Raw genomic sequence first — 16669 nt, 5'->3', positions numbered from 1 at the left:
GTTTGCGGCGGTTTACATATTGGGATAGTTGGGACCACCGGCCCCTTCAGGCACCCACCAGGTGATGTTCTGCGACGGGTCTTTGATGTCGCAGGTCTTGCAGTGCACGCAGTTCTGCGCGTTGATCTGGAAGCGTTTCTCGCCGTCTTCCTGGGCGATCACTTCGTACACGCCAGCCGGGCAGTAGCGCTGCGCCGGTTCATCGTAGAGCGGCAGGTTGGTGCCGATCGGGATGCTCGGGTCCTTGAGCTTCAAGTGGCATGGTTGTTCTTCTTCATGGTTGGTACTGGAGAGGAACACCGAACTCAGCTTGTCGAAGCTCAGCTTGCCGTCGGGTTTGGGGTAGTTGATCTTTGTGCTGTCTTTTGCCAGCTTCAGGCAGGCGTAGTCCGGTTTGTTGTCGTGCAGGGTGAAGGGCAGCTTGCCGGCAAAGATGTTCTGGTCCAGCCAGTTGAAACCGCCGCCGAGGATGGCGCCGAACTTGTGCACGGCAGCGCCGAAGTTGCGACTGGCGAACAGTTCTTCATAGAGCCAGCTGGATTTGAAGCTGTCGACGTAAGCGGTCAATTCATCACCGCCTTCGGACTCTGCAAACAGGCGGTCGGCCACGGCGTCGGCGGCGAGCATGCCGGACTTCATCGCGGTGTGGCTGCCTTTGATCTTGGCAAAGTTAAGCGTGCCGAGGTCGCAACCGATCAGCGCGCCGCCGTTGAAGACCATTTTCGGCAGCGAGTTCAGGCCGCCTTTGCAGATGGCACGGGCGCCGTAGCTGATGCGCTTGCCGCCTTCCAGGTATTGGGCCAGCACCGGGTGGTGCTTGAGGCGCTGGAATTCATCGAACGGCGACAGGAAGGTATTGCTGTAGGACAGATCAACGATCAGACCCACCACCACCTGGTTGTTTTCCAGGTGATAAAGGAAGGAACCTCCGGTGTTCTCGTTGCTCATGATGTCCAGCGGCCAGCCGGCGGTGTGGACCACCAGGCCTGGCTGATGCTTGGCCGGATCGATCTCCCAGATTTCCTTGAGGCCGATGCCGTAGTGCTGGGCGTCGGCGTCGCTGTTCAGGTTGAAGCGCTGGATCAGTTGCTTGCCGATATGGCCACGGCAGCCTTCGGCGAACAGCGTGTACTTGCCACGCAGTTCCATGCCGGGGGTGTACACGCCTTCTTTGGGGTTGCCTTCGCGGTCGACGCCGAGGTCGCCGGTGATGATTCCGCGGACCACGCCGTTTTCGTCGAACAGCGCTTCCTGGGCGGCGAAGCCTGGGTAGACTTCCACGCCCAGGTTCTCGGCCTGCTGGGCCAGCCAGCGGCACAGGTTGCCCAGGGAGATGATGTAGTTGCCTTCGTTGTGCATGGTCTTGGGCACAAAGAAGTCAGGCACTTTGGTGGACGCTTCGGGGCTGCGCAGTACATAGATGTCATCGCGCACCACGGGGGTGTTGAGCGGGGCGCCGAGGGCTTTCCAGTCCGGGAACAGTTCGTTCAGGGCGCGTGGTTCAAACACGGCACCGGAGAGGATGTGTGCGCCGACTTCGGAGCCTTTCTCGACCACGCAGACGCTGATTTCCTTACCGGCTTCGGCGGCCTTCTGCTTCAGGCGGCAGGCGGCGGACAGGCCTGCCGGGCCAGCGCCGACGATGACCACGTCGAATTCCATGTATTCACGATCAGACAAAACTCTTTCCTCCAGGGGGCGGTGTACCAACGGCTACGATGGCCTCGGTTGTTTTTCGGATGGCGGTATCTGCCGCGGCGTCGGGATAGGGCGCGACGATATACAGCGACATCACCGCGCTTGAACCGGGCTTGAAGAACTGACGCAGTGCTTGTTCCTGCTCTCGGTCGGCCAGCGTCGAGCGTCCCCGCTGGCGTTGATGTTCACCCCAGGAGGCAATGATGAAGCGCTCGCTGAAATGCGCCGGGTCGGCGATATCACGGTACAGCAGCCAATGGCTGGCCCCGTCACGACGGCGAACCTTGCCTAACTGATAAATGCTTTGGGTGAACGCGAGACGGTTTTCGTACGGGATGTGATAGTCGACCTGCACCGCTACCGGGCCATCATCGGGTCCCAGGTGGCCCACGATCGTTGGTTCTGCCCAGTGTTGCGACAACGTGACGTCATCATCGTGGCCCATGCGAACGGGCAACCTACGGGTCAGCAGCAGGCTCAGGCCAATCAGACCAGCTGCCAGCGTCAAGGTCTGGGCGACGCTCAAATGACTGGCAATGCTGCCCCAAAACACCCCTCCCAGCGCCATGGAGCCCTGAAAGGTCAGCATGAAAACGGCCAATGCCCGCGCCCTGACCCAGGCGGGAAGGCTGGTTTGATAGGCTGCACTGATGGTTGAGTTGAAACTGATCCAACTTGCGCCACCGATGATCAGCGCGGGGCAAATCACCCAGAGTGAAGTCGCCCAGGCGGCAATTAATATGGCGCCGGCAAACGCAAGGTTCGACACCATCACCAACTGCTGCAGGTTGCTGACGTGATTGCGAAAGCGTTGTAGCAATAAACCGCCTGCCACCGCGCCAGCGCCCAGACTGCCCAGCAACAGCCCATAAACACTGGAACCTCCCGTCTCGATATTTTTTGCCACCAATGGTAGTAGCGCCCATAAACCGCTCGCGCAGCCGATAAAGGCGAAGGTGCGAATGATGTGGCCATGCAAGGGTTTGGCGTGCCGGACGTAGCGCAATCCTCCACGCATGGCAGGAAACAGTCGCTCTGTTGTCAGCGGTGGGGCAACGTTGGGGCGGTACGCGAAGATGAAGAGCGACAGCACAATCAGGAACAAAACGATGTTGATGGTGAACACCATTTTGGCCCCCGCTGTTGCGATGACCAGCCCGGCGAGGGCCGGTCCGACAGCGCGAGCGGCGTTATAGGCAATGCCGTTGAGGTTGATGGCCGCCTGCAGGGCTGTGCGAGGTACGGCGTCCGACGTAGAGGCCTGCCAGGCGGGGATGCTTGCGGCACTGCCACTGCCCAGCAAAAAGGTCAGGAGCAAGAGGCTCCATGGGGTAATGGCATCGAGCTGCAATAGAAGGCATAACAGGCCCGTGGCGATCAACATCCAGGTATGGGTCAGCAGCAACAACTTGCGTTTTTCGACCAGGTCGGCCATGACCCCCGCAGGCAAGCCGAACATAAAGGCAGGCAACGCAATTGCGGTCTGAATCAGCGCGACCATCAGCGGTGAGTCACTGATGGACGTCATCAGCCAGGCCGCCGCGACGTTCTGCATCCATACGCCGATATTGGCAGTGAGCGTGGCGATCCAGACTGCGCGAAACAGCGGATAGTGCAGCGGCGACAAGGAGACGGCAGAGGTTTCAGGTTCACGCTGCGGCATGTGTCCACCCGGTGTCGGAACGGTCCTTGAACAGGACTGATGCTATTGTCAATATTGTGAACAGTGTTTATCATTCTGAACACAGCTTTGGTGGCTGTCAATGCGCTTGCATGGGTTTATGGCGGGTTGAGCAGGGTACCGATGTCACGATGCAAGGCAGTCAACTAGGGGGAGCAGGGGCATGACCGACACACGCGATCCAGATGGGCAAGTAACCGCCCGGCAACAGGGCAATATTTTGCTGATCGGCATTGATCGGCCAGAAAAGCGCAACGGCTTCACACCCAAAATGTTCGAAGAACTGGCAAGGGCGTTTACCCGACTGGAAGAGTCGCCGGAATTGTTTTGCGGATTGTTGTACGCCGAAGGTGATCACTTCACCGCCGGTTTGGACATGCCAAAGATCGCGCCGCTGAGAAAGGAAGGCAAAGTGCTGTTTCCGGCCAGTGAGGCAGACCCTTTCAACCTGCGTGAACCGTTACGCAAAAAGCCGGTGGTCATCGCCCTCAAAGGTATTTGCTTTACGGTTGCGGTCGAGTTGATGCTGGCCAGCGACATTGCGGTCGCTGCGAGCAACTGCCGGTTCTCTCAGTTGGAGGTCAAGCGCGGGATCATGGCCGGCTGCGGCGCGACGATCAGGATGGTCGAGCGCACAGGCTGGGGCAATGCGATGAAGGTGCTCCTGACCGGCGACGAGTTCAGTGCCCAGGAGGCCTATCGCATGAACTTCGTGCAGGATGTGGTTGAGCCGGGTGAAGAGTTTGCAAAGGCCCTTGAGTACGCGGAAAAAATCGCGGCTCAAGCGCCGCTGGCGGTTCAGGCGACACGCGAGAATGCGCGTGTTTCCCTTGGGCAAGGCTGGCTGACGGCGTACTCGAAGATTCAATCGACGCAGAAGTTTCTCTACAACACTGAAGACGCCAAAGAGGGCGTACAGTCGTTTGTCGAAAAACGTACTGCGCGTTTTATCGGACGTTAAGGAAAGGACATAACAAAATGGCTAAAGGCCCGCTTTCTCGTATCCGCGTGCTGGATATGAGCCGAATTCTCGCCGGCCCCTGGGCAGCACAGATGCTTGCCGACCTCGGCGCCGAAGTGATCAAGATCGAACGCCCAGGCAAGGGCGATGATTCACGCCAGTTTGGCCCACCCTTCCTCAAGGATGCCGAGGGTAACAACACGCGCGAGTCGTCGTTTTACATCAGCACCAACCGCAACAAGAAATCCCTCAGTTGTGACATTGCGAAACCGGAGGGGCAGGCGTTGATCCGCGCACTGGTCGCCAAGTGCGACGTGCTATTGGAAAACTATAAGGTCGGTGATCTGAAGCGCTACGGGCTTGATTATGAAAGCCTCAAACAGGTCAACCCGAACCTGATTTATTGTTCATTGACCGGGTTTGGCCAGACTGGCCCCTATGCGCCTCGTCCGGGTTACGACTCGATCTTCCAGGCCATGGGGGGGTTGATGAGTATCACCGGTCTGCCGGACGATGTCCCCGGCGGTGGCCCGATGAAAACCGGGCCCAGCCTAGCCGACATCCTGGCAGGTCAATATGCGGCGTATGCGATTCAGGCAGCCCTCTATGCTCGGGATCTGAACGGCGAGCCGGGGCAGCATATCGACGTCGCCTTGCTGGACTCGTTGATCGCCGCGACCTCGCATTACGCCAGTCAGTACCTGGTCTCCGGCGACGTGCCGGTGCGGCGCGGGACCGAGGGCAATGGCGGCATGCCGTCACGCATGTTCCATTGTGCAGACGGCGACATCATGGTGGTCGCCGGTAATAACGAGCAATACGCACGCCTGTGCGACGTGCTCGGTCATCCTGAGTTGACCACCGACGAACGTTTCTCGGAAATCGCCTTGCGCGTAGTCAATCGTCGCGCGTTGGGAGACGTGTTTGAACCACTGGTGGCCTCGTGGAAATTAAGCGATTTGCTAGCCGCGCTGGATGAGGCCGGAGTGCCTGCTGGCCCCATCAATACCCTGGACAAGGTGTTTGCCGACCCGCATGTTCAGTCGCGCAATATGTGTGTGGAAACCGACCACGCGTTGTCAGCCAGTGGCAAAGTCAAGCTGGTTGCCAACCCGGTGAAGTTCTCCGGGACGCCGATCACCGAGTACACGGCGCCGCCATTCCAGGGAGAACATACGGAGGAAATTCTCAAGGGCTTACTGGGGTTGGATGACCGTGCGGTCCAGGACTTGCGACAAAATCGTATTGTCTGAGCGGCAGTAGAAAGAGGCGGGCGCCAGCGGGCGCCTTCACTCGAACAGCAGCAGGTCCTGCGGCCGCTCACTGAAGTCGCGCACGGTGCCCAATACGGGCAGGGCGCGGTCAATGACGTTGGCTTGAAACGCATGGCAAGCGCCCAGCAGTGCTTTGACAGGCTGGTCCCGAGCGGCACGCATCGCCTCCACATCCAGTCGGCGGGCGCGAGCGACCATTATTGCAATTTGCAGGATATAGGCCGCTTCCAGCCGGTCACCGCGATAGTCCTGCGCGGCCCAGTGTGAAAAGCCATTGCGCAAGGGTTTTCCAGCCTGTTCGGCAGGCCCCAGCAAGGCGTCGAGATCAGTTTCCCAGGCCAGGATTTCCCGGCCATTGAGTTGCACATTGACCCGAGTCATACCCTCACGCACGTCCGGTACTTCAATGTCGTAAAGGCGCGAGTCCTCGCACCGGCCAGCGTGTGCCATCGACAACCACAGCAAATCATGTAAATGCGTGCAATGCAGACGAGGCGCCGTGTCTTTGCGAAACTGCAAACGATCCGGCGTCAGAGGGTGACCCACCAACGCGTGCAGCAAGGCCGGTGCTTCCAGGCAGGCGGTGGTCGGAATGCGCAGGCTCTGGGCGGTAATGTGGGTCAAGTAGTGCCCGTCATGCTCCAGCGCCAGGCGAAAACCGTGATAGTCGTCTTCCAGTTCGGCAATTACGCTGCGGCCATTGCGTTGAAGCAAGATCCGTCGTCGATAACAGCCCTGACCATAAAGGGCGTTAAGTGGAATCAAGTCATTTTGCATAACGTTCCCCGTGGTACATCCAATTCAGACCCGGAACTGGCCGGCCGTAGCCTGTAGCGAGCGCGCGAGGGCATTGAGTTGGCTGGAGATTTCCGACGTCTGACTCGCTGACTGGCTGTTTTCTTCGCTCATGCGCGCCACCAATTCGACCCTGCGTGCGATGTCTTGTGTGGCGGTGTTCTGTTGATCGATGGCGCTGGCGATCAAGTCGATGGCGTCGCCGACCTGGCTGGCGCTGACACGGATCGTCTGCATGCGATCGGCTACCTGGTCCGACAGCTGCTTGCCGGCCACCACGCGATCGGTGACGCTGAGCATTCGGGTCATGGCCTCGCGCGCGGATGCTTGGATTGTTGTCACCACCTGCGCGATTTCATCCGATGACACTGACGTACGCCCGGCGAGCTTGCGAACTTCGTCTGCCACCACGGCAAAACCGCGTCCTTGCTCGCCGGCGCGTGCAGCTTCAATGGCGGCATTAAGGGCCAGCAGGATCGTTTGTTCCGCGACGTCGCGAATGACCTGCATGACCAGGGATATTTTGTCTGATTGCTGCCCCAGATCAGTAATGGTGACGCCGGTATCACTGACCGTCGAGGCGATCAGATCCATTTCCAATGTATTGCGCGTGATAATGGCGCTGCCCTGACTTGCGGTTTCGCCGGCTTGCTGAGCGCGCAGCAGTGCGTCCTGGGTGCTTTCACTGACCTGACCAATGCTGACCGACATCTGCTCGACCGCCGCGGCGATCAGGGTCGCAGCTTCGCTCTGGCTGGTGGAGGAGGCTGACACGTGGCGCGATGCGTTATACGCGCTGTCGGCCACCTGGGTGAGTTGGTCGGCGTTGTTCAGCACCTCGCGCAACGACAGCTGCAGCTTATCGAGCAATTGGTTAAAGGCGCGGGCGGTCTGGCTGGTCTCATCACGTCCGCGAACCTGAGCGCGCAAGGTGAAATCATTGCTTTGGGCGACTTCGACGATGGTGCCGCGCATTGTGGTTAGGGCACCGACAATGTTGCGGGCGACCAGAAAGGTGATCAAACCCAGGCCGAGCACGGCAGCGCCAGACATGAGCAGGATCCAGTGCAGTGCGCGTTGTTGGGCCTGTTCGCCGTCGAGTTTTGCCTGGTTGGCATAACCCTTGTTGAGCTTGATCAGTTTATCCAGTGCCACGGCCAGGTTGTTGACCGCGCTTTGGGCGACCTGATCCAGACCGGTTATCTCACTCATGTTCTGCCGTAATGCGTCCCAGGATGTGGCCGTACGCAATTGGTCGAGTAGCCGATGGATTGAGTCATTGCTGTCTTTGAAATTCGCCCATTCGCTCTGAACGGATTTCCATGACTCGATTTCTTCCGGGTTTTTAGGCAGTTTTGCGTAGCTGTCATAGGCTTGAGCGGCCATGCGTTCTGCCGACTCTTTGTCCTGTGCCACGCCGCTATAGAAGGCGTGAGCCTCTTCAATGATCGAGGTTTTATCGTCAATGGTATCGAACTGGTCCAGATTCCAGCCGATCATTTCCCGGGTCGAGTTGACCGTGCCAAGTTGCCCTAGGCGCAGGGTCAGCAGATGACTCACCGCAGGATCTGTTTCGTTGCTGATGTGTTCCAGCGCAGCGCTTAATTGGCGTATGCCATTCCAGCCGCTTAGACCGACCAGTACCAGCATCAATGTTGCAAACGCGGCCATGAAAGCCAGTTTGGATTTGATCGAGAAGTTGCCCATGGGTACGTGCCTTTATTATTGTTAGGGGCGGGCTTCGTCAACGATGCAACCGCCTCGATGAGGCGGTTGCTGTCGGTAGCGTTTTACTTGCGGAAATTGCGATTGATAATGTCGAATTCGTCGGACAACGAGCCAGGGATGCTATAGCTGCGGGTGTCGGTAATTTGCTCGAAGTTGGCCGCCACCTCTTCGACGCTGGCCGGTTCAAGTCGAGGTCCGTTCCAGCCATCGGCGATACCGATGAAAGCGCGGGCGTAGCGGCCTACCGAAGCCGAATAGATGGCGTGAGTACTCTGGCAAGTTTCGCTGGCAAGGTAGACGACCAGTGGGGTGACAAATGCCGGCTCATAGGATTGCCCCAAATGTTCACCGAAGGCAGCGTACTGAGCACCGAAGGCTTCGAGCTGTTTTGGGTCCATGGCCTCGGACATGCGGCTGTTGGCGGTTGGCAACAAAGCGTTGCACAGCACACCATGCTCCTTGCCCTCAAGCGACAAAACGTTCATCAAGCCGATAAGCCCTGCTTTTGCTGTGCCATAGGCAGCTTGCTGTGCATTGCCGAAAACACCTGCGGCCGAAGAGGCAAATACCACTCTGCCGTATCCTTGTTTTTTCATGATTTTGTAGGCGGGTTGGGTGACGTAGACCGCGCCTTTGAGATGCACATCAAGGATCGAGTCCAGGTTTTCGTCATTCAGGTCTTCAAACCGCGCATTGCGCAGATGACCCGCGTTATTGATAACGATGTCGACTTTGCCAAAGGCATCCAGCGCGGCCTGAACGATAGCCTCGCCTCCGGCGCGGGTGGCAACTGAATCATAGTTGGCCACCGCTTTGCCGCCGGCAGAGCGGATTTCCTCGACTACCTGATCGGCCATCCGGTGAGAGCCACCTTTGCCGTCAAAACTACCACCCAAATCATTGATCACCACTGAAGCGCCGCGTGCGGCGAGCTCCAGCGCGTAGGTCCGGCCAAGGCCGCCCCCTGAACCGGTGACGATGGCGACGCGTCCGCTGAAATCGACCTTGCTCATAAAACGACCCTCTGATTGTTATTGGTGTTGAAGGCTATTTCTGAACGTTATTCATATATGCGTTCGGCGTCAATGCCGGATCCTCGATCTGAGGTGTCGAAAAGCGATGGAGTCGATTCAACAGCTGATCGAGCTGTTGTTTGTCGCCGGAGGGCAAGCGGGGCGAGGTGAAAAATTCCCGGCAGTACGCATGGCCTTTGAGAATATCCTTCAGCGGTTATCCGATGTTTGGCTTAAGGTCACCAAGCTGCACCAGCGATCTCGTTTAGAATCCGTGCGCGTCAGGTCGCCTTCACGTGTTACGAAACGGCCGGTTGCCAGACGCCCATGGAGCGTTTCCGTGCGTGAAGGGGGGTATGGATGGCCGGGAGAGCGAATCGTTACCAGGTTGGGATTGACAACTTACTGCCCATGTACAATTATCTGAACGTCGTTCACCAAACGTGATCGATAGGCACCCTTTCGCGAAACCCGGCGAGGGGAGATAAAAATAAAAAACGGGAGCGGTTGCCGGTATCCGGCGCCTCCTATGGGCACCTAGCGGGTGTGGCATCAGAGATGGAGAACAATAATAATGAATCTTCGCTTCGCACAACCTCAGCATAGGCTTTACCGGCGTAACCTCCTGCAGGTGTCATTGTTGGCATTGGCGGTGGCTGGTGTAATCAACGACGCCGACGCAATCAGTCTTGATTTTGGCAATCCGGACATTCAGAGCCGTCTGGACACCACGGTTCGCTATAACCTGGGCATCCGCGGGGAAGGCACGGACTCGCGGTTGAAGCTGGGGCCTAGTGGCACGGCGGATGCCAACAACAACGCGGTTGCGTTGGGTAATAATCGCTTCAAGAAGGGCGATGTGATTCTGAATCGCCTCGACGTACTGTCCGAATTCGATTTGATCATCAAGGGGAGCTACGGCCTGCGGGTCAGCGCGGCGGGTTGGTACGACTCGACCTACGGTGGTGGTGTGGATGACCCCACAACGAATAACTTTCTTTCCAATGAGTTCTTCAAAAACGGCAAGTATTCGGACTACACCCGCAACTACACGAGCGGGCCATATGCTGAAGTGCTTGACGCTTTTGTGTTCAATACCTTTGACCTTGGTCAAACCACAACATCGGTAAAATTCGGCAGACACAACATCTATTGGGGGAACTCGCTCTTCCCGCAATCGAAGCAGTCGTCGATTGCCTATAGCCAAGCGGCCATGGACCTACAGAAAGCGGCACTCAGTCCTGGCCTGGAAGCCAAGGAGCTATTTCTGCCGCAGAATCAATTTACCGGTACTACGCAGCTCACGCCTGAGTTCTCGCTTGCCTGGCAGTACTCACTGGAATGGCGTCGCGATCGTTATCCAGAGGGCGGTACTTATTTTGAAGCCGCATCGCCGGCTTTCTATGGGGCTGACGGCCCTTTGATCGGCTCCACTCACAATAAACCGGGCAGCGGCGACCACGACTGGGGGGTTATGGCCAAATGGCAACCCGATTTCCTGGATGGTGGCAACATGAGCCTCGTTTACCGCGAGTTCTACGAGAAAACCCCAAATCCGTTTGCGACCGCGCCTGACGGCACGTTGGATAGCTTTTACAACCCGAAAAAGAACCAGCTCTTTGGTTTTGCGATGGAACAAAACATCGAGGGCGTTAACTTCGGGATGGAAGCCACCTATCGGCGCAATGCGCAGTTGTTTACGCCGGTAACGGGGCGGCTTGCTCAAGTTGCCCCGGGTGTGATCGCTGGGTTCGACTCTGAAAATGCTCCCCGCGGAAACGTCTATGGCCTGGTGCTGAACGCGGTAAAGCTGTTGCCTGAAACCATGCTTTGGGACGCAGGTGAAGTGTCCGCCGAACTGGCGTTCCAGCATTTGGATAAGGTCACCTACAACCCTGAATTTGGCATCAGTTCAGGCGGCGTGTTCACGCCTCTGGGTGGCAATAATTACCCGCTGAAAGGGTCTGATTCGCCATTGTGTGCCAATCGTAGTGGCGTTCCAGGTTCAGGTGATGAGTCCTATGGGTGTGTGACGCGCAACTCCACGGTGCTGTCCACCAACTTCACGCCACGCTGGTTGCAGGTATTTCCGGGCGTCGATATCAGTTCGCCGGTGTTTGCCAGCTATGGCCTTCAAGGTAACGCGGCCACCGGCGGCATGACCGGTGCGGAAGGGCAGATCACTTATTCGTTTGGCGTACAAGCGGATATTTACCAGACGCACGTTATAAAGCTGGCATGGAACGATTCCTGGTCGCCTAATCACACGACGCATCCGGCGACCGGAGGAGAAGGCATGACCGGTGCCGGAAATTGGTCGCAGAACGATCACGGCTGGTTGTCGTTGAGCTTGAAAACTTCTTTCTGAGTTTTTTCAACAGTGCGGAACGGACGGGTGAAAAACATGAACTACAAGAAATACCTTCTTTCCATCGCAGTCTCCTATGCCATGGCGGCCCAAGGCTTCGGTGCCCCAAGTGCCGACGAGATCAAGCAGATCGGCACCACCTTGACTGAGTTTGGCGCAACCATCGCGGGTAACAGTGATGGCAGCATTCCGGCTTATGATCCTGCCAAGGCATTGACCAAACCACCGGCCGGGTACAAACCGATCAACGCTGCCGGTGGGTTCCCTTACATCGACCCCTATGCCAACGAAAAGCCGTTATTTTCCATCACCAGCAAAAACATGGCGCAGTATGCCGATAAAATCGATGACGGTAACAAGGCACTGTTGTCTCGCTACCCTGACTATCGCATCGATGTTTACCCCACGCATCGAAGTGCACCACCGCTGCCCAAGTTTGCTCATGACAATACCATCAACAATATCGCCAAGCCTCATACTGAGGGCGATAACACTGGCCTGGCTGATGCTCATGCACAGATCGCATTTCCAATTCCCAAAACGGGTTATGAGGCCATGTGGAACTTCTCCACGCGGTTCTTCCGGCCCTACGAAGTGGGCAATTTTGCGACGTATCTGATCGATAGCGCGGGTGAAAAAACGCTGGTGACCGACTCTAACGTGCATTACGAGCACGAATACTGGGATGGTTCCAAAACCAGCTCTGAGTACAGTAACCGCTTGGTCAACGCCAACAATGCCCCCGCGTCCAAGTCGGGCTCCAAGGATATGCGCTACTCGCCGCTACGACTGGATATCAAGGCTGACAGTGCCTGGTCTTATTCGCCAGGCCAGCGCCGGGTGCGACTCGCGCCGGAGTTCAAGTACGACACCGTGGCTGCGCAGTACGGCGGTCTGATTACCTTCGACGAGATTACCGGTTTTGACGGAAAGATGGATCGTTTCGACTTCAAACTACTCGGCAAGAAGGAGATGTACGTTCCTTACAACACGTACCGCACGGTTTCGGCAAAGGTGGATGAACTGGTCAAGAAAGGGTTTGCCAACCCCGACAAAGTCCGCTGGGAACTGCATCGGGTTTGGGTCGTGGAAGCGACGCTCAAACCGGGTCAGCGTCACGTCAACTCCAAGAAGGTGTTTTACCTCGACGAAGACAGCTGGAACATGACGATTTACAACGCCTACGATGGCGCAGGCAAGTTGTACCGCTCGCAGAACTTCTTGCCGTTTGTCGCTTATGAGGGCGTACCGATGATTCGCAGCGAAGGGGTGTTGATGTACGACCACACCAAAGGCGCCTATGGTTTGGCATCACTCCCATTTGACACTCGCACGGGTTGGTACACGTCGGAACCTTTCTCACCCAACCTACTGTCACCTGCCGCTATGGCCGGGGCCGGTATTCGCTGAGGATATTCTGGGCGAGCAGCGATAACCTGCTGCACGCAGTCCAGCCATTAACACAGGGCGGGGTGGTGATTGCTACCCCCTGTTTTGACCGTTTTGGAGGTGCTCTTGACGGGTTACCGCAAACTGCTCTTCGGAGTGTTTTCGTTAGGGTTGCTGCCTTATGCCGCGCTGCACGCACAACCCTATGAAGATCCATTAAATGCACCCGCGCAGATCAATCGGCTCGCGAGTACATCGCAATTGACGGCGGTGACGCTGGCCGGCCAGCGCCTGGTGGCAGTCGGTGCAAGAGGCTTGGTGGTGCTATCTGACGATCAAGGCAAAAGCTGGCAACAAGCCAAGGTGCCAGCGAGTTCTGATCTGGTCTCCGTGCAATTTGTTACTGATCGGCAGGGCTGGGCGGTGGGCCACGATGGCATCGTCTTGCACAGCGGTGATGGCGCAAGCACCTGGGAAAAACAGCTCGACGGCAACAGCCTGCAAAAACTGTTGGTCGACCATTTTGAAACCCTGTCCAGCCAGGGCGATGAAAAAGCCGCCCAGTACCTGGACTTGATCAAGCTGAACTTTGCCAACGGACCTGAACAGCCAATGCTGGGCGTCTGGTTCAGTGATCCGTTAAACGGGTTCGCCGTTGGCGCCTTCGGCACGATCGTGGGGACCCATGACGGCGGTAAAACCTGGGAGTCCTGGGTGGAGAAGGTCGATAACCCCGAGATGTTCCATTACAACTCGATTACCGGGATAAATGGGCGCCTTTATATCGCCAGCGAGCAAGGCACGGTCTTTGTGCTCGACGCTGGCCAGCAACGCTTCATCAAGCTGTCCACAGGCTACCCCGGCAGCTTTTTCGGGGTGCTGGGTAACGAGCACTATCTGATTGCCTACGGATTGCGCGGCAACGCTTACAAGTCCAGCGACCAGGGCAGCACATGGGAACGCGTGGAAACCGCTGGCAGTGCAGGGCTTGTCGACGGCGCTATCGATGAAAAGGGGCGCATTCTGCTGGCCAGTCAAGCCGGCGCGGTCCTTGTCAGCAGCGATCAGGGCAAGAGCTTTGCCCCATTGCCAGACGTTCACCCTGCATTATTTGCCGGGCTGGCGCTGCTCAAAGGGCAGGTCGCCATCGTTGGCTTGTCAGGTGTGCAAGTGGTCAGTAACCGGTGAAAGCCGGGGATTGATCAGGGCGGCTATCGTGCTATGGCCAGTCTTACTGAACAATAATAATCGAGAAGACATTTATGGCTATTCCTGCCGGCAATCAGGGTGACATGCAAGTCATCCGCGATCCCAAGGATTTTGATCGAAACAGCGGCATCTGGTTCGAACGGTTTATCTTCAACCATCGTCTGCCGATCCTGCTGATTTGTCTGCTGGCGACTGTGTTCTGGGCTTGGCAGGCTTCGAAACTGCCAGTCAATGCCAGTTTCGAAAAAATGATCCCCCAGTCCCATCCCTATATTCAGAACTACTTTCAGAACAAGGATGCGCTGCGCGGGATGGGTAACTCCGTACGCGTGGTGGTGGAGAATACCCAAGGCAACATCTTTGACAAAGACTTCCTTGAGACCTTGCAAAAAGCCAGCGACACCTTGTTCCTGATGCCTGGTGTCGATCGGTCGGCATTGCGCAGCCTATGGACATCGAGCTTGCGCTGGACCGAGGTGACGGAGGAGGGCTATCGCGGTGGCCCGGTCATGCCGGATCCTTTCGATGGGTCCGCCGCGGCGATGGATGCCTTGCGTGGCAACATCCTGCAGTCGGGGATCGTCGGCAACTACGTCGCGTCCGATTTCCGCTCGAGCCTGATCATCGTGCCGTTGATGGACAAGAATCAGGACACCAATCTGCCCCTGGACTACAACGACTTTTCACATCAATTGGAAAGCAAAGTCCGGGTGCTGGAAACCGACAAGATAAAAATTCACATCGTTGGTTTTGCCAAACTGGTGGGAGACCTTATCGATGGGTTATGGCAGGTCAGCGAGTTTTTTGCCTTTGCCGCCGCTATCGCTGCGCTGTTTGTCTTCCTCTACACGCGCTGCATTCGCAGCACCTTATTGTTGGTCTTTTACGCCACGCTGGGCGTGTGTTGGCTGCTGGGTATTCTCAGCGTTATCGGCTATGTGCTGGATCCGTATCTTATTCTGGTGCCCTTTCTGATCTTCGCCATCGGCTTGTCCCATGGCGCGCAGAAAATGAACGGGATCATGCAGGATATCGGGCGTGGTACTCACAAATATGTCGCCGCGCGTTATACCTTTCGCCGTTTGTTCCGCGCCGGGTTGACCGCATTGCTGGCGAATGTGGTGGGCTTTGCTGTGTTGATCATCATCGACATTCCGGTGATCAAGGAGCTGGCTATCAGTATGTCGATTGGTGTCGGAATTCTGATCTTCACCATCCTGGTTCTGGTGCCGGTGTCGCTGTCTTATGTCGGGGTGAGCAAAAGCGCCGCCGAGCGCAGCATTCGTCAGGAACGTGGAGAAGGGACCAGTCGGTTTTGGGAGTTTTTCGCCAGTTTCATCCAGCGTGGCCGGGCGATAAAAGCCGTATCGGTTGCGGTTTTGCTGGCTATCGGCGGGTTCGTGGTCGGTACCCAACTCAAGATCGGCGACCTGGACGCCGGCGCTCCGGAGCTGCGTCCAGACTCGCGTTACAACAAGGATGTGCGTTATTTGACCCAGCACTACGCGCTGTCCAGCGACATGTTCGTGGTCATGATGAAAACCCCGGAAGGTGGCTGTCAGCAGTTCTCATCACTGGTCGAGGCCGACCGCATGAGCAACATGCTGCGTCAGGTCCCGGGGGTACAGATGACGATGTCAGCGGCTGACTCGGTACGCATGGTGTTTTCCGGTCAGAATGAGGGCAGCCCCAAATGGCTGAGCATTCCGCGCAATCCCAGCAACCTCAATGGCGCGATTGAGCAGGTTCAGGTGGATAAGCCCGAGCTGGTAGACCGGCGGTGTTCGGTCACCCCTATCGTGGCTTATCTTCAAGACCATAAGGCCGACACGCTGGAGCGTGTGGTCAAAGCGTCGGAAGCCTTCGCCACACAACATGACACCGACGATCGCCAATTCCAGTTGGCCGCAGGCAGCGCCGGGATCGAAGCGGTGACCAACATTGTGGTGGAACGCGCCAATCTCAAGATGTTGCTCGCGCTGTATGCGACGGTGACCTTGCTGTGTCTGATCGCCTTTCGTAACTGGAAAGCCGCCGTTATTGCCGTGGTACCGCTGTTCATCAGCACCCTCTTGTGCGAGGCGTTGATGGTGGCGTTGGGGATTGGCATGAAAGTCGCGACCTTGCCCGCAATTACGCTGGGCGTCGGGATTGGCGTGGATTACGCGCTGTATCTGCTCAGTGTCCAGTTGCAACAACAGCGGGCCGGCCAAAGTCTGCTCGAAGCCTATCGCCATGCCTTGCAATTTACCGGACGTGTCGTGGCCCTGGTGGGCCTGACCCTCGCGGCGGGCGTGGTGACCTGGGTCTGGTCGCCGATCAAATTCCAGGCCGACATGGGCATCCTGCTGACCTTCCTGTTCCTGGGGAACATGGTCGGCGCATTGATTCTGATACCTGCGATGTCCTATTTCCTGTTGCGAGGCCCGGTGGACTTTCGGTCCGACGATGTCAGCGCATCAGGCTCGGACGAGTTAGCCACTGCTGAGGCGAGTGAGTCAAAACCCATTGCCAAGGTGCCCAACGCCAGCGTTTATTGAGTTGCGGTGTTCA

At 57.2% G+C, this 16669-nt stretch carries 11 protein-coding genes; 6 read left to right on the top strand and 5 right to left on the bottom strand.

The features are described from left to right. Positions 1 to 12: 12 nt before the first annotated feature. A complete protein-coding gene (locus AD670_RS20165) occupies positions 13 to 1662 on the bottom strand; it encodes an electron transfer flavoprotein-ubiquinone oxidoreductase (RefSeq protein WP_053136347.1) in 1650 nt (549 codons plus the stop codon). Positions 1663 to 1672: 10 nt separating this feature from the next. Continuing rightward, complete coding sequence (locus tag AD670_RS20160; protein WP_053136344.1) at positions 1673 to 3361, bottom strand: MFS transporter; 1689 nt, start codon at positions 3359 to 3361, stop codon at positions 1673 to 1675. 181 nt (positions 3362 to 3542) lie between these two features. Between AD670_RS20160 and AD670_RS20155 the strand changes: the two genes are divergently transcribed. Both AD670_RS20155 and AD670_RS20150 read left to right on the top strand, forming a co-directional pair. Then, complete coding sequence (locus AD670_RS20155; protein WP_053136341.1) at positions 3543 to 4340, top strand: crotonase/enoyl-CoA hydratase family protein; 798 nt, start codon at positions 3543 to 3545, stop codon at positions 4338 to 4340. Positions 4341 to 4357: 17 nt separating this feature from the next. Then, positions 4358 to 5593 (top strand): CaiB/BaiF CoA-transferase family protein, encoded by a 1236-nt coding sequence (locus AD670_RS20150; RefSeq protein ID WP_053136338.1) that lies wholly within the window; start codon positions 4358 to 4360, stop codon positions 5591 to 5593. A 36-nt stretch (positions 5594 to 5629) separates the two neighbouring features. Here AD670_RS20150 and AD670_RS20145 read toward each other — a convergent pair whose 3' ends face one another. From AD670_RS20145 to AD670_RS20135, 3 genes are all read right to left on the bottom strand, one after another. After that, a complete protein-coding gene (locus tag AD670_RS20145; protein WP_053136335.1) occupies positions 5630 to 6328 on the bottom strand; it encodes a DUF2889 domain-containing protein in 699 nt (232 codons plus the stop codon). An 87-nt stretch (positions 6329 to 6415) separates the two neighbouring features. After that, entirely contained in the window at positions 6416 to 7462 is a 1047-nt protein-coding gene (locus tag AD670_RS32320) for a methyl-accepting chemotaxis protein (RefSeq protein ID WP_371263192.1), read from the bottom strand. Positions 7463 to 8199: 737 nt separating this feature from the next. Beyond that, positions 8200 to 9150 carry an SDR family NAD(P)-dependent oxidoreductase gene (locus AD670_RS20135; RefSeq protein WP_053136329.1) on the bottom strand — a complete coding sequence of 317 codons (951 nt, stop codon included), beginning with the start codon at positions 9148 to 9150 and terminating at the stop codon, positions 8200 to 8202. A gap of 574 nt (positions 9151 to 9724) precedes the next feature. Here AD670_RS20135 and AD670_RS20130 point away from each other — a divergent pair. The 4 genes from AD670_RS20130 to AD670_RS20115 all read left to right on the top strand — a co-directional run bounded on the left by AD670_RS20130 (position 9725) and on the right by AD670_RS20115 (position 16656). Next, the gene (locus AD670_RS20130; protein WP_053136326.1) at positions 9725 to 11518 is read left to right on the top strand and encodes a DUF1302 domain-containing protein; all 1794 of its coding nucleotides are present in this window, start codon (positions 9725 to 9727) and stop codon (positions 11516 to 11518) included. A gap of 36 nt (positions 11519 to 11554) precedes the next feature. Beyond that, positions 11555 to 12928, top strand: coding sequence for a DUF1329 domain-containing protein (locus AD670_RS20125; protein WP_053136324.1), 1374 nt, complete (start codon positions 11555 to 11557; stop codon positions 12926 to 12928). A 105-nt stretch (positions 12929 to 13033) separates the two neighbouring features. Next, positions 13034 to 14095: a YCF48-related protein gene (locus AD670_RS20120; RefSeq protein ID WP_053136321.1), complete on the top strand. Its 1062-nt coding sequence runs from the start codon at positions 13034 to 13036 to the stop codon at positions 14093 to 14095. A gap of 74 nt (positions 14096 to 14169) precedes the next feature. Beyond that, a complete protein-coding gene (locus tag AD670_RS20115) occupies positions 14170 to 16656 on the top strand; it encodes an RND family transporter (protein ID WP_082341008.1) in 2487 nt (828 codons plus the stop codon). Positions 16657 to 16669: the final 13 nt, after the last annotated feature.

Source organism: Pseudomonas sp. MIACH (genome assembly GCF_001269925.1).
Classification (GTDB): Bacteria; Pseudomonadota; Gammaproteobacteria; order Pseudomonadales; family Pseudomonadaceae; genus Aquipseudomonas.
Note: the sequence above shows the minus strand (reverse complement) of the source record. Positions and strands in the feature narration are given on the sequence as shown.